Source organism: Novosphingobium mathurense (genome assembly GCF_900168325.1).
GTDB classification, from domain to species: Bacteria; Pseudomonadota; Alphaproteobacteria; order Sphingomonadales; family Sphingomonadaceae; genus Novosphingobium; species Novosphingobium mathurense.
Window position 1 is genome coordinate 68,888 of record NZ_FVZE01000007.1, and the last position, 13,253, is coordinate 82,140.

A 13,253-nucleotide genomic window follows, 5' to 3' on the forward strand; every position below is an offset into this window, starting at 1 on the left:
TGGGCGGTCGATGTTGGAACCCACGAATCGGTATGTGATCTTCCAAGAATCAATTTGAAAACGCCGCTGCTTGCAGCGGAAGGATTCGTGATTCTAAGGGATTCAGATTCACGGGTCTAAAAGATACGCTATTCCAAGTGTTTATGGGTGTATGGCTGACCTTATGGGGGAGTTTGCCTGACCTTGTGGGGGCAATAGCCTGACCCATCGGGGGAACTTGCCTGACCGTTTGGGGCCGTCCTGACTTATTGGGGGAAACAAATGGACGTGCGCTCCTCGTCCCCTGAAGCGAATATCTGAATCGTGCAGTGGTCGAAGGCAAGGCCAGAGTCGAAATTGGGCTAAAGGAAAGCCGACTCGTGTTGATCGGCGGCTTTGCGCCCCGAGCCACTGCGTTTCCATCCTGACCGTTTGGGGGTGGGTGCCGCGCTTCTATCCTGACCTGACTTGACGAAGGAGGTCAGGTCAGGCAGCAAGCAAGGCTGGAGAATCACTCTCTAATCGAAATATGGCATGGAAAGTGAAGTTGGCCAAATAGCCGAAGGTGTTGAAGAGGCTGCGGAGGAAGTATCTCCTGGCCGTGCCATGCGTGTTGCCGCGGCTCTAAAGGCTAAGGGCGGAGATGAATTCGCCAAGCCAGGTAGCATCATCGAAATCAAATTTGTGAAAGGTGAATCGCTCAGCCTCACGGCTTCTCGGCTGCTAGCCCTGATGATCTTGACTGCTGGAGGAGATGCTTGGGAGGATCGCCCACACCGAATTCGCAAAGCTGACATTCGGCGCGGGCATAAGGGCAATGAGCGGATCACCGACATGCTCCAGGAACTACACCGGACGCTCTTCGCCGTTGATGACAAATCTTGGCGGGGCAAGAAGGCGACGCTCCTGTTTTCACTGATCTCGCGGTCACGGGAGGAAACGGAAGAGGAGGGCGGTGAAGCAGGCTGGATCGAGTGGGAGTTCACGCCGGATGCGCGTAAACTGATTCAAGCGTCCGAGACCTACGCCGTGCTTAATCGTCAGGCGGTCCTCGGTTTTCGTTCCAACTACGCACTCAAGCTTTATGAACTGGGTGCTCTTCGCTTGCATCGTCGTCAGGCGACTTGGAGGGGGGACATGCAAGCGCTCCGAGCAGCCCTTGGTATTCCACCCGAGGTATATACGGACTTTGCCCAGCTTCGGCGCAAGGTGCTTGAAAAGGCCAAAGCCGAGATCGACCAATTGGCGCACTTCCGTGTCGAATGGCGCGAGATTCGACAGGGTAGAACTGTGACCGAGCTTGAATTCCGGTTCGAGCCAAAGGGTGCACCCGAGGTTATTGAGACAGTCGACGAACTCGATCGTCATTCAGCGGGCCGCCAAGCGCGCCGGGAGGGGGCGGTTGAAAGCATTTCCGTGGGGAAGGGGGCTACCCCGGCGCCGCCCAAGGTTGTCGAACGCAAAAAGCCCACAGAGACCGGCTTTCCAACGGGGTCGCTGCGTTATGGCGAATACGAGTCCGAGTTTCGCTCGATCGGCCGGCAGTATGGCGGCGGTTGGGATGTGGATATGATCGCCGACGGCTTTCGTGCTCAGATGGGCGAGCGATTGGAAAGGCTCCGCGGGGCCAAGTTGGCCGCTGCGTGGAAGGGGTTCTGCGAGGGCTGGGTTAATCGTCGCGGCCGACCGCAATGAGCGGAAATTGCACGCGTGCAATTTCCACATCCCCCACCGAGTCAGGTTGGAGGCATCAGGGGGCAGTTTGACCCCATGTTGATGACCGCACTTTCGAAAATTGCGAATTTCTTGACCCAAAAGCGCAAGTGAGTGTAGCACACGCCCAGTTGCGAAAGGTGGGCATGTGTCGAACGGACTTCAAATTGAGGAAGCGGAGCGCTTGGTTTCGGTCGCGACGCTCGCCAGTCGAACCTCATCAGTGCTCGAAAAATTGCGGGATTCGGCCCGGAGCGCTCGGTCGGATGACCGCCGCGAGCCGACTTTCACGATCGGCAAGGCTGCAGAGCTTGTAGGACGAACCCCAGCTGCGATACGCGATGCAGAGAAGGATGGTCGGCTTCCCGAGCCTGCCAGGACAGATAACAACAGGCGCGAGCGATACACGCTGGCGCAACTCAACGACATGCGTGGCGTCTTCGGAACGAGGCCTTACCGCGCTGCGGGCGACCCATGCTGCGTCGTAGCGGTCCAGAACTTCAAGGGCGGCGTCGGCAAGTCGACTGTGGCTGTCCATTTAGCTCAATATCTTGCCATTCGAGGATACCGTGTGGCTTTGGTCGACTGCGACAGCCAGGCATCGGCAACAACGCTTTTCGGCTACGTTCCCGATCTTGACCTTACCGAGGATGATACCCTTTACCCGTTCCTTCGCGAAGGCGAACGATCATCCCTCGATTATGCGCTCCGCAAGACCCATTTCGATGGCTTGGAATTGATCCCCGCAAACCTTCGCCTGTTCAACTCCGAGTACGAGTTGGCTGCGCGAATGGCTCAAGGGAATGCGTCGCTTCTGGACCGATTGAAGGAGGGCATCGAGAGCATCTCGGATCGGTTTGACGTCATCGTGATGGATCCTCCACCGGCGCTGGGTGCGATCTCCCTCTCAGTGCTGCGCGCGGCTAATTCGCTGGTGGTGCCGGTGCCGCCAACCGTCATGGATTTCTCGTCGACCGCAGCATTCCTGTCGATGCTGGATGAGACGATCGAGCAGCTCGCTGATCGCGGTCTCGCGCCAGAGCTGAATTTTCTCCGCTTCGTTGCGTCGAAGGTCGACGAGAATAAATCGATGCAGAAGGAGCTGATCCAGCTCATGCGAACGCTTTTCGGGCATACAATGGTCAGAACGCCGCTGAAGGATTCAGCCGAGATCGACAATGCAACTGCGCGTTTGATGACGGTCTATGAGCTTGATGGGCCTGCCACCAGCTCGGCCGTGCGTAACCGGTGCCTGAATTATCTGGATGGCGTGAACGCTGAAATCGAAGTCGATATTCGTTCGATGTGGCCCAGCCATCACAAGCGGCTGCGCCAACAGGCGTTGGCATGAAATCGGGGAATTGCACGCGTGCAATTGGTCGTGGAAATCACGTCGACCCGCAAAAATTGCACGCGTGCAATTCGTCTGACGGGAGGGTCACATGAGTAAGAAAAACAGCGGTTTTGCGGCCGATTTGGCGGCAGGAATCGACCTGACCGATGCTGGCGCGGCGCCTCGTCGATCGAGCATTGCCTCAAACGTGCTTACCGGTCGTTCAAACCGACTTGCCGACCTTGCATCAGGGGCGATTGTCAATCGAACCCATGAACTGGTTGATCCTGCCAGATGTCGGATGTGGGCAGGCCATAACCGCGATTATGCATTGCTCACCGAGGAACGGTGTTCCGATCTCATTGAGAGTATCAAGGCGCAAGGCCGTCAGGAAATTCCCGCGATTGTTCGCCGCTTGTCCGGTGACGAGGGGTATGATTTCGAGGTAATCTGCGGCGCCCGGCGACATTGGTCGATCAGCTGGCTGAGGTCCCACAATTACCCTGACTTCAAATTCCTCGTCGATGTTCGTGAGATTGGCGACGAAGAGGCATTCCGACTCGCCGACATCGAGAATCGCGCCCGAGACGATCTCACAGACCTCGAAAGGGCGAGGGACTATCTGCGCGCGCTCTCAGCCTATTACGACGGCCGTCAAAAAACGATGGCTGAGCGGCTGAAGGTTTCTGAAAGTTGGCTCACGCGGTATCTTGATCTCGCTCGCCTTCCTGACGAACTAATCCGGGCATTTGCTGATCCGCAAGAATTGGGCATCCGCAACGCCATCGCTCTCAAAGCCCTTCTGAAACCAGATGAGCGCAGGGAGCGTGCCTTCCGAGAGGCGGCCCGCCTTGCCGAAGAGCGCCAAGCCACCGGCAAATCTATGCCAGTGATTGATGTCATCAAGGCGCTGTCGCTGGCAGTTGACCCCCCCAAGAAGTCAGGACCCCCCAAGAAGTCAGGAAAGGCGGAAACCATTGCGAGCGCGAGCGGAAAGCCGGTACTCCGGATCGAAGGCGCTGATCGCAAGGGTATTCGGCTCACGCTCCTGAGCAAGGGCGGAGCAACGCGCCAAGAGGCGGAGGAGGCTGTGCGGGCGGTTTTGGACCAGTACTGGGCCTAAGGTCGTTCCTATTGATGGCTGAGACGAAGACAAATCGCCTGGGGGCGGATCGGGACCAAAGGGCAGGGGAGGGCGGTCTCGTTCGCTTGCGCGGATGAGGCGGCGCTTTTTGCCCGCCAGCTGCTGCGCCGCCGGGCGTCTGCGCCCAAGCGGATCGGCGTGCCCTACCGCGAGGTCGCGTTGGCACCGTAGGAGGCCTCAGGAGCCTCTGTGAGCGCCTTCGGGGCCAGGGCATGGTCTCCCGGGCGCAGCGTCGCCAGATCGGCTTTCTCGAGCGCGGTAGCAGCCTGTGAAGCGGTACGGCGGGTCACGCCAAGCGCGCGGGCCAGTTCGGCGCGGGTGAGGGGACCCAGCCCGCCAATCAGCTGCCACATCGCCGGCGCCTGCGACGAGGCATAGAGGCCCGCGAGGCATTCTTCCCCGCGCGCAACCATGGCCGTGACGGCGGCGAGGTCGGTTGCCACGTCACTGGCCGCAACGCCGATCGCGCCCGCCAGCAGGGCGGGGAGGGGGCGTTCGGGCTCGGAGCGGAACAGCGCACGCGGGGCGAGCCCGGCGAGCGCCAGTGGCGCCGCGCCGAGGGCGAACAGCTGCGGGCGCATCGCGGCGGCCAGCGAGGCGGCCCAGGCGCTTCCGCGCGGGGCGAACCGCTGGAACACGCGGCCCTCGATCAGCACTTCCTCGCTGCCGCCTTCGAGAAACTCGACTTCGTCGGTGCGGAGTTGGCGGACCCATTCGGTGAGAGCAGCGAGCGGATCGCGCGCCGGCAACAGGGCGTCGAGCCGTTCGAGCGCCCGGTCGGCGGCTTCAAATGTGCCAGAGAAGCTCTCGCGCGCGTCCTTGGCGGCGAGGGTGAGCTGCGCGGCCTGGGCGAGGGGAGGGGGGCCGCGGCGGCTTATCCACGACAGGAAGTCCTGCCGTTCGGCCGCATACCACGAGCGGGTCAGTTCGGCCGCCTCAAGTCCCGGATTGTGCTCGGGGCCTTGGTTTTCTTGAGGAAAGTCGCGGATATGGACGCGCCACAGCCGCCTGAGCGAGGCCCGCGCCAGTCCGTCCGCCACCTCCGCGCGCAGGAACGGCAGCGCCCCCTCGATCCGCGCGAGGGCCAATTGCCACGGGGGAGGGGCGTCATCCATCGACCAGATAATATACTATACGTCAATAAAGTATACTCTGCTTGTATGCTGCAACCACTGTCCGATAATGGCTCTTCACGGACAGTAGATTTGAGGGTATGTCAGAGCGGGATTTGCCGCAGGGAAGGGTGGATAATGGCCGATGGCAGCGAAGATTTCCCAGCAAACGGAGTGCTGATCGCGCTGAATTTCACCGCAGCGGCATTCCCGCCCAAAATCACGGCCCCGGCGAGGATTTTATGCGACGAGGTCGCGGCCGCTCGTTCCTATCGCGCCCAGGCTAAGGCGGCGAATACGATCCGCGCCTACACCAGCGATTGGGCTCAGTTCGAAGGCTGGTGCGATGAACGCGGGCTCGAACCGCTGCCGGCGCGGCCCGAGGCGGTGGCGGCCTACCTCGCCGCTCTAGCCATGGCGGGCAAGGCCGACAGTACCATCGGCCGCCACCTCGCGGCGATCGGGTGGAAGCACCGCCAGGACGGACTGGTTGCGCCGACGGTCCGCGACGAACGCATGGTCATTGCCGACACACTCGCCGGGATTAGGCGTGAACAGCGCGCGCGGCCCAATGCCAGGAAGGCGGCGATTTCCGCCAGCGAACTGGGCGCGATGATCGTGGCCGCCGATGGGCAAGGCACGCGCACGATCCGCGATCGGGCGGTCATGGCGCTGGGCCTCGCCGCAGCACTACGCCGCTCCGAACTGGTCGCGCTCGAACTCCGCGATGTTGAACTGGTCGATAAGGGCCTGACACTGACGCTGCGGCATTCGAAGACTGACCAGGAGGGCGAGGGGCAAGTGATCGCGGTGCCCGCAGGCAAGACGCTCAAACCGGTGGCGCGGCTCAAGGCCTGGCTGGCGGTCCGTGGCAGCACTGCGGGGCCGTTGTTCTATCAGATCGACCCGCAGGGCAGGGTGGTCGACAAGCCGATGTCGGACCGCTCGATTGCGCGGTTGATCCAGAAGTACGCCGGACGTGTGGGCCTGGACCCGGAGACGGTGGCGGGCCATTCCTTGCGGGCCGGGTTCCTCACCGAGGCCTCGCGCACCGGGGCGACCATTGCCAAGATGCAGGAGGTGTCGCGGCACAAGAAGGTCGAGGTGCTGCTGGGTTATGTGCGTTCGGCCGAACTGTTTGACGACCATGCGGCAGCCGGATTCTTGTAGCGAATTCGTGATCCTAAGTGATCGATACAACTCGTGATAATTGCAGTCATCGTGCGACGTTACGTGGTCATGCCTGCACGACGACGCAGCGATCGCGGCTCGCTGGCGCGGAACGCACGCTGGATCCCCGAGGGGTTCGCGGCGAAGGGCGCGGTGGCGGCACGGGTTGAGGAGCAGGTGGGGAGGGGACGCTTCACCCGGGCTCGGTAAGTCCAATCGTACGATCGGTACTGCAGCGGGCCTTTGACAAAGGGGCGTTCCGCGATCTCGATGCGGCAACCTTCGCCATGCAGCTCGAGGAGGTGAATGTGCGTTCCACGTGGGTCGGGGTCAATCATGACTACTTCGCCTCGGGCGAAGACCTCGCCGGGATCATGGATGCATTGCGCTGGAAAAGCCCACGTATGCCACTTCTGTATAACCGTAATCTCATTGCTGAGCACGGAGCGGCAGGAAGGTTGTTGGCTGCACTTCATTTTGTTCGTCAGGCAACGCTCTGCCAAACACACGGAGAACATTTTAAGCTGAGAGGCGCAATATACCGCGAGGGTGATGAAGCTGTTGGCATCTGCCGGTTCCTTGGGAAAACTCAATCTTCCTTCAGGCAGTGCCTGTTAGGCAGATTTGACCCCAACCCAAGGTAGATGCTTGTTCCAGTGCAGTCTCTTAGACTTTCATCCCTGAGGGGCAGAGATGATCGTTAGCGGGCCCGTGATCGCGTCCTTGCGCTTAAGGTGTCAACGTCAGTTGATCACGTGGCTTTAGCGCAAGCTTTGGAGTGGATTATCAACTTATCCCAGTCAGGCCGTGAGAGCCGTTCCCGATAGAAACCCATGTTTCGCGGATATTGCGTCACATTGTAGCCAGCGTTGTTAAGGTAGTAATTGTGGCAATTGCCCTGCCAAACTCCAACCTTGGCAATTTCATACCGGAGTTCGTCGTTATAGGCCGCTTCTGCCTCGGGGCGAACAGCCAAGGCAACGATGTCATTGGCGATCATCCACTCTACATGGCGCACAATGTAGCGCGCCTGAAGTTCAAGCATTTCGATGATCGACCCGTTGTTGGTGTTCGGGCCATAGAGCATGAACAGGTTGGGGAAACCGGCGGTCAGTATGCCGAGATACGCACGTGGCGTTCCGTTCCAGGCGCTGGCTATGTCGATTCCTTCTTCGCCTCGCACCGGAATAACGGCGAGAAACAGGTCTACGTGGAAACCAGTCGCGCAGATGATCACGTCATGGCGGCGTTCGATCCCCCCCGCATCGACGAGCCCTGTCGACGTCGCCGCTTGGACTCGTTCGGTGACTAGCGTGACATTGGCACGGTTGAATGCCGGATAGTAAGCATTTGATGAGAGGGGGCGGGCGCACCCCCAATTGAAAGTAGGCGTCAACTTTTGCCGCACTTCCGTGTTCTCGACTAGGGCGAGGTTGGCATGGCAGGCGCCCAGGATTTCTTCCTCGTTCTTGGGCTTGGTCCAATCGGCGAATTCCTCGAATCCCTCGAAGATTCGGCGACGTTCGGCCACCACCAGCGCCGGATCAGCAGCGCGGGCGGCGATGGTGCCCACATCGAACTCCATGCAGTCCTTTGGCGCAACCCAGCTTGGAGTTCGCTGATAGACATCGAGGTGTCCGACCTCTCGAGCGATCTCAGGAATCATCTGGATCGCGCTCGCCGCACTGCCGACGACAGCCACACGCCGCCCGACCAGCGTGAGTTCGTCAGGCCAGCGCGCGGCATGTACGAGTTTCCCCGCAAAGCTGTCGAGCGATGGGATTTCAGGCCACTTTATCCGATTGAACATACCCTGGGCGCTCACCAGGATATCGATTTCCTCTTCGACTCCGGTGGAAAGGCCAACGCGCCAGACACATTTTTTTCCGTCCCAGGTGGCAGATGTGACCTCCACGCCAAAACGAACGAATTCGCGCAGCCGCATGCGGTCGCCGGCGGCCTGGAAGTAGGCGAGAATCTCGGGCTGCGAGGCATACGTACGGGTCCAGCCGGGATTGAGATCGAATGAAAACGAGTAGAGATGCGACGGTACGTCGCACTCCAGTCCGGGATAGCGATTCAGGTACCAAGTGCCGCCGAAGTCCTTGTTCTTTTCCCACAGAACCAATGTATTAAAACCGGCCTCGCGCAGGTAATGGGCGGCCGCCATGCCACCTGGACCTGCGCCGATTATGCCGATCCGGAGCCGTTGCCGGGCGGCGTGTTGGGGTTGTTCTGTGCTCACCCGATCCTCTCGTGCCTGGCGGGCCTTCAGGCGACCGGCGACTGCCCGCCCTGGTTGCCGCCCCCGATGGTGTCTGTCTCGCCTTGGGAAGTCAGTGCGAGGAATGACCCGAGGAATTCGCGCAGGGGCAGGTTGGCCAGGGCATTCACTACCGTATGCTGGGTCGGCAGGTCTTCCCAGCGGGCATGGCGGAAGGAGAAGCGCCCATTGCCCCTATAATATTCGTCGAGACGGAGCGGGGGCGCGTTGGGATCCGGCCGGGTTACGGTGAGGTAATCCACTTCGCCCTGACCCCAGTCACCCGTGGTGGGAATGTACTTGTGGGTGAGGACCGGCAGGGGCGGATTCGTCCGCTTGGCCGGGCGGAGGGAATTGACCTCGATGTCGATGAACTGAAAACCCTGCCAATCCGCGGTAATCCGCGTCTTGCCCTCGCGTACCTCGTAGTCGGGGATGTTGGCGTAGATCTTCGGATAGCCGATTTCCTCGCGTCCGGTGATTATCGGATCGCATAGGCTTTCCCATAGGACGGGAAGGAAATCCGCGACGACCTCATCGGATTGGCCGGTGAAACGGACGTTGGGGAACTGGACCATGATGATGTTGTAACCTCGCCCGGCCAGCCAGCCGATGTTGCGCACCATGGAAACTAGAATGCGGACGATTGGCGGGCCGTCGAGCGTGCAGCCCTGCGGCAGGTATGGCCTGATCGCGTCGGCATCGGTGAGCGCGTCAACACCGATCTGGGTACGGGTGTGGACGTACCGACCGCGCTGGTTGGCCAGCGGCACGTTTCGGGGGCCACCGACGGGGCCGAAGTCCACGGGCATCCGGTACATCGGGGAAAGCCCGTCGTATTTCTCATCAGCGGCGGGGAAGCGCGGGTGCGCCGGAAGGCGTTCGGTGACCGTGTTTTCCATGTCGTTATTCCTGTCGTACTGGATTGCGCCGCATTGGCACAGACCGCCATGCTGCGCAGCAATAGCCGACAGGCCAACCGGAATATCGCGCGCCGTCGCTCATGTGACATCTATCGAGCGCTGCTGTGATAGATGCTGGCGACGGGTCCACGGTGCAGCGAAACCTGTCATTTGGGCGCACCAGTTTCGTCGTCACAGCGACGTATCCGCCAAACTCCCTTTCACTCCTCGGGTGCTGTGCCAAGTTGACGTCCGGACAAGGCGCGCTCGTGGTGCGACACGCACTGCCGAAGGCGGCATTTCGGAGAGTAGATGATGAGCGTTGCGGAAAGCACCCATGAATATTCTGCCGGCGACATTGCGGCGCGCGGCATCGTCTACCGGCGCGATACATCGGCGCCGCAGCCGGGCATCGTGGTCTTCCACGAAGGGCCCGGCCTGGACGCCCATGCGCAACTGCGCGGGCGGATGCTGGCCGAACTCGGCTACTGCGTCCTCGCCGCCGATATGTACGGCGGGGGACAGATCGCAGATACCCATGAAAGGGTGATGGAAGTCGTCACTCCTCTGCGCGAGGACCGCTCGCTGGTCCGCGCGCGGGTCAACGGCGCGCTCGACGCGCTGATCGCCCTACCCGGGGTCGACCGTTCACGCACTGCGGCGGTAGGTTACTGCATCGGCGGTCTGGCCGCGCTTGAACTTGCCCGCAGCGGCGCGGACGTCGGAACGGTGGTCTGCTTCCACGGGCTGCTCGATACGCCCGACCCCGCCGACGCGAGGAACATCAAGGGGCGGGTGCTGGTGATCACCGGGGCGGACGACCCGATCATCCCCGACCAGCAGGTTACCGATTTCGAGGCCGAAATGACGGCCGCGGAGGTCGACTGGACCACGATCAAGCTAGGCGGTGTGCGCCATGCCTTCACCAACATGATCGAGGCCGAACACCTCGCCGCGCTGGGATTTGGTTCCTATTCCAAGAATATCGACGAGCGCAGTTGGGGTTTCATGACGCACTTCCTTGCCGAAACAATGACGCCAGCGTCCTGACCGATATGGGCGGTTCGCCTGCCACGGCGGACCGGGCAATGGCAGCAACGTTTACTACAACGAGAAAGAAACTGAGATGGGCAGGCTTGAGGGCAAGGTCGCGGTTATCCTGGGAGTCGGCGCATTGCGCAACATGGGCCAGGCAATCGCCCAGCGCTATGTGCGCGAAGGCGCGAAGGTCGTACTGGGCGTGCGCGACGAGGCGGGAGTGAAACCCTTCGCCGATTCGTTGGGCGCGGCAGTGGTCCATTGCGACATCACCAGCGAAGCGGACCTGAAGAGGCTGATGAACACGGCAGTGGAGCGCTTTGGACGGCTCGACATTGCGGTGAACGCCAGCGGCGCGACGCACTTCGCGCCGTTTCTTGAGGAGCAGATCGAGGATCTGCGGCGGATCACCGATATCCAGTTCATCGGCACCTTCCAGTTCATCCAGGCCGCGCTGCGGGTGATGGCGGATGGAGGGTCGGTTATCCAGATTTCCTCGGTGACTGCTATCGCCCTGTTGCCAAACCACGCCACCTACATGGCGACCAAAGCTGCCGGCGACCTAGTGGTTAGCGCTGTCGCGGCCGAATTCGGAGCGCGCGGCATCCGGGTGAACAGCATTGCCCCAGGACCAACCGCGGACACCCCGATGGCTGCCCCGCTGATGGCCAATCCTACCGCCCGCGAGCAGCGCCGCAGCGCCACACCGCTACAGCGGTTGGGCACGGCCGACGACATCGCCGAGGCGGCGCTGTGGCTGGCGACCGACGAGAACTTCATTACCGGACAGGTGCTGCAGGTGAACGGCGGTCGGGCGATCCATCGCTTGCAGTAGGTAGACAGCGTTGATCGGCAGCGGTTGCCGGATCTCGGCGGCCGCTACGGTTCAGGAGCGCGCAGCAATGGCTCGCCAGGGCGCCAGCCAGCCAAGGGTGGCCGTGGTCGTCGCCGATGGCTTGTATTCGGCGCCGAACCAGCCATCGTAACCAGCCGCAACGAGGGCCGCCAGAATGCCGCTCAGATCCAGTTCGCCGACCCCCGGTTCGCGTCGTCCCGGTACGTTAGAAAACTGGGCGTGCGCGATCTCGGCGGAATGGCGTCGGTAGCTTTCCACCGGATCGTGTCCGTTCATCGTCTCGTGGTAGATGTCAAACAGCAGGCCCAACTGATTTTCCGGCGAGTTTTGGGCTATGGCGGCAGCAGCGGCGATGTCGGTGATGAGCGCATCGGGCATGTCGACGCGGTTCATCGGCTCGATCAGCAGCCGAGGCGGGCACGCCAGGCGCTGCGCTGCGTCGAGCGAGCGGGCGAGATTGTCACGATAGGTGGCGAGGCAATCTTCGCGGCGGGCGCTGCCGGTTCGGGAGGGGCCCACATGGACGTGGGCGACGGCCAGCGCCTCGGTCGCGGCCATGGCCCGGGCGAGGGCGGCGGCATAGGCATCGCGCCGGTCAGGCACGCCCGACAGCCCGAGGCCGCCCTCCAGCAGGTCGCCCATGCCGACGTTGATCAGGGCCACGGTGATATCGGCGGCTTCGCGGGCGCGGGCAATGTCGGCCAACGGCAGGTCGGGCAGGACCTGGATTTCTACGCCGTCGAAACCGGCATCCCGCGCCGCCTGGAAGCGGTCGAGGAACGGCAGTTCGGTGAACATGAAGGTGAGGCTGGCAGAGAATTTCACCGGTCCGGCTCACCCATGATCCTGAGCCACAGCGCCGCGTGATCGAGATCGCCGTGACCGCGGGCGCAGAGATCCTCATATTCGTCGCGTGCCAGTTCGGCGTGTTCGAGGTGCAGCCCGGTCCCGCGAGCTTGAGCGACGATCATGTTGAGGTCCTTGAGCTGGATCGATGACCGGGCCCCGGGATCGAAGCGTCGATCGAGTATCCGCTGCCCGTGCTGGCGCAGGATCGTGCTGTCGGCAAAGCCCCCCTGAAGCGCGGTCCATGCGCCGCGTGGATCGCCGCCGCCGGCCGCAACCAGCGCCAAGCCTTCGGCAACAGCACCGATCGTGACGCCGACGATCAACTGGTTGGCGAGCTTGCACAGCTGCCCCGCGCCGACCGGTCCGACATGGGTTACGCGGCCCATCGCCTCGAGCACCGGGCGGGCTGCGGAGACGTCGGCGTGGCTACCACCGGCCATGATCGACAGTGTTGCTTCGATCGCTCCCTTCTCGCCCCCGGAAACCGGAGCATCGACGTAGGCGATGCCCAGTTCGGCTAGACGGCGCGACTGTTCGCGCGAGGTCTCGACCGCGATCGAACTCATCATGATGACGCATGTGCCGGCCTCAGCACCGAGCACCGTGGCTTCGTCGCCGTGGAACAGGATCTGATCGGCGATGTTGCCGTCGCTGACCATGACCACGATGAAGTCGGCTCCAGCAGCTGCGGCGGCGGGGCTGTCGGCGACGGCGAGGCCTTCGGCGGCCAACCGGGTTGTCTTCTCGCGCGAGCGGTTCCAGCAGACGACGGAATGACCGGCACGAGCGAGATTGCGGGCCATGGGTTCGCCCATGATCCCGATGCCGAGCACGGCAATGCGGCGCGCGAGGTTCATGCGCGCTCGTCCGTTTGCGAAAGGCGGCCGAACCGCC

Annotated in this window: 13 protein-coding genes; 7 read left to right on the forward strand and 6 right to left on the reverse strand. The window is 61.9% G+C overall.

The features are described 5' to 3' along the window. The first annotated feature begins 513 nt into the window (after positions 1–513). From B5483_RS18150 to B5483_RS18165, 4 genes are all read left to right on the forward strand, one after another. Complete coding sequence (locus B5483_RS18150) at positions 514–1,674, forward strand: replication initiation protein (RefSeq protein ID WP_176168102.1); 1,161 nt, start codon at positions 514–516, stop codon at positions 1,672–1,674. A gap of 166 nt (positions 1,675–1,840) precedes the next feature. After that, entirely contained in the window at positions 1,841–3,043 is a 1,203-nt protein-coding gene (locus B5483_RS18155) for an AAA family ATPase (RefSeq protein ID WP_079731427.1), read from the forward strand. Positions 3,044–3,134: 91 nt separating this feature from the next. Beyond that, positions 3,135–4,148, forward strand: a complete 1,014-nt coding sequence (locus B5483_RS18160; RefSeq protein ID WP_079731428.1) for a ParB/RepB/Spo0J family partition protein — start codon at positions 3,135–3,137, stop codon at positions 4,146–4,148. A 48-nt stretch (positions 4,149–4,196) separates the two neighbouring features. Next, a complete protein-coding gene (locus tag B5483_RS18165; RefSeq protein WP_245829379.1) occupies positions 4,197–4,340 on the forward strand; it encodes a hypothetical protein in 144 nt (47 codons plus the stop codon). On the opposite strand, the gene B5483_RS18170 is transcribed toward B5483_RS18165, so the two are convergent. After that, positions 4,313–5,284: a MarR family transcriptional regulator gene (locus tag B5483_RS18170; RefSeq protein ID WP_079731429.1), complete on the reverse strand. Its 972-nt coding sequence runs from the start codon at positions 5,282–5,284 to the stop codon at positions 4,313–4,315. The genes B5483_RS18165 and B5483_RS18170 overlap by 28 nt on opposite strands. Positions 5,285–5,419: 135 nt before the next feature. On the opposite strand from B5483_RS18170, the gene B5483_RS18175 reads away from it, so the two are divergent. Beyond that, complete coding sequence (locus B5483_RS18175) at positions 5,420–6,451, forward strand: site-specific integrase (RefSeq protein WP_079731430.1); 1,032 nt, start codon at positions 5,420–5,422, stop codon at positions 6,449–6,451. A 59-nt stretch (positions 6,452–6,510) separates the two neighbouring features. On the opposite strand, the gene B5483_RS23775 is transcribed toward B5483_RS18175, so the two are convergent. From B5483_RS23775 to B5483_RS18190, 3 genes are all read right to left on the reverse strand, one after another. After that, positions 6,511–7,044, reverse strand: coding sequence for a hypothetical protein (locus B5483_RS23775; protein WP_139384058.1), 534 nt, complete (start codon positions 7,042–7,044; stop codon positions 6,511–6,513). Positions 7,045–7,202: 158 nt separating this feature from the next. Beyond that, positions 7,203–8,696, reverse strand: coding sequence for a flavin-containing monooxygenase (locus B5483_RS18185; RefSeq protein ID WP_139384059.1), 1,494 nt, complete (start codon positions 8,694–8,696; stop codon positions 7,203–7,205). Positions 8,697–8,722: 26 nt separating this feature from the next. Beyond that, the gene (locus B5483_RS18190) at positions 8,723–9,616 is read right to left on the reverse strand and encodes an acetoacetate decarboxylase family protein (RefSeq protein WP_079731433.1); all 894 of its coding nucleotides are present in this window, start codon (positions 9,614–9,616) and stop codon (positions 8,723–8,725) included. Positions 9,617–9,931: 315 nt separating this feature from the next. On the opposite strand from B5483_RS18190, the gene B5483_RS18195 reads away from it, so the two are divergent. Both B5483_RS18195 and B5483_RS18200 read left to right on the forward strand, forming a co-directional pair. Continuing rightward, positions 9,932–10,666: a dienelactone hydrolase family protein gene (locus B5483_RS18195; RefSeq protein WP_176168103.1), complete on the forward strand. Its 735-nt coding sequence runs from the start codon at positions 9,932–9,934 to the stop codon at positions 10,664–10,666. Between the two features lie 76 nt (positions 10,667–10,742). Then, positions 10,743–11,489 (forward strand): SDR family NAD(P)-dependent oxidoreductase, encoded by a 747-nt coding sequence (locus tag B5483_RS18200; protein ID WP_079731435.1) that lies wholly within the window; start codon positions 10,743–10,745, stop codon positions 11,487–11,489. 51 nt (positions 11,490–11,540) lie between these two features. Here B5483_RS18200 and B5483_RS18205 read toward each other — a convergent pair whose 3' ends face one another. Beyond that, positions 11,541–12,335 (reverse strand): TIM barrel protein, encoded by a 795-nt coding sequence (locus tag B5483_RS18205; protein ID WP_139384060.1) that lies wholly within the window; start codon positions 12,333–12,335, stop codon positions 11,541–11,543. Next, a complete protein-coding gene (locus B5483_RS18210; protein WP_079731437.1) occupies positions 12,332–13,216 on the reverse strand; it encodes an NAD(P)-dependent oxidoreductase in 885 nt (294 codons plus the stop codon). Before B5483_RS18210 ends, B5483_RS18205 begins: the two co-directional genes overlap by 4 nt. Positions 13,217–13,253: the final 37 nt, after the last annotated feature.

Bases quoted from the DNA above. Each gene is read 5' to 3' on its own strand.
- B5483_RS18150 (WP_176168102.1), top strand. From the start codon at position 514: ATGGAAAGTGAAGTTGGCCAAATAGCCGAAGGTGTTGAAGAGGCTGCG.
- B5483_RS18160 (WP_079731428.1), top strand. From the start codon at position 3,135: ATGAGTAAGAAAAACAGCGGTTTTGCGGCCGATTTGGCGGCAGGAATC.
- B5483_RS18170 (WP_079731429.1), bottom strand. From the start codon at position 5,284: ATGGATGACGCCCCTCCCCCGTGGCAATTGGCCCTCGCGCGGATCGAG.
- B5483_RS18175 (WP_079731430.1), top strand. From the start codon at position 5,420: ATGGCCGATGGCAGCGAAGATTTCCCAGCAAACGGAGTGCTGATCGCG.
- B5483_RS18190 (WP_079731433.1), bottom strand. From the start codon at position 9,616: ATGGAAAACACGGTCACCGAACGCCTTCCGGCGCACCCGCGCTTCCCC.
- B5483_RS18195 (WP_176168103.1), top strand. From the start codon at position 9,932: ATGAGCGTTGCGGAAAGCACCCATGAATATTCTGCCGGCGACATTGCG.
- B5483_RS18200 (WP_079731435.1), top strand. From the start codon at position 10,743: ATGGGCAGGCTTGAGGGCAAGGTCGCGGTTATCCTGGGAGTCGGCGCA.
- B5483_RS18210 (WP_079731437.1), bottom strand. From the start codon at position 13,216: ATGAACCTCGCGCGCCGCATTGCCGTGCTCGGCATCGGGATCATGGGC.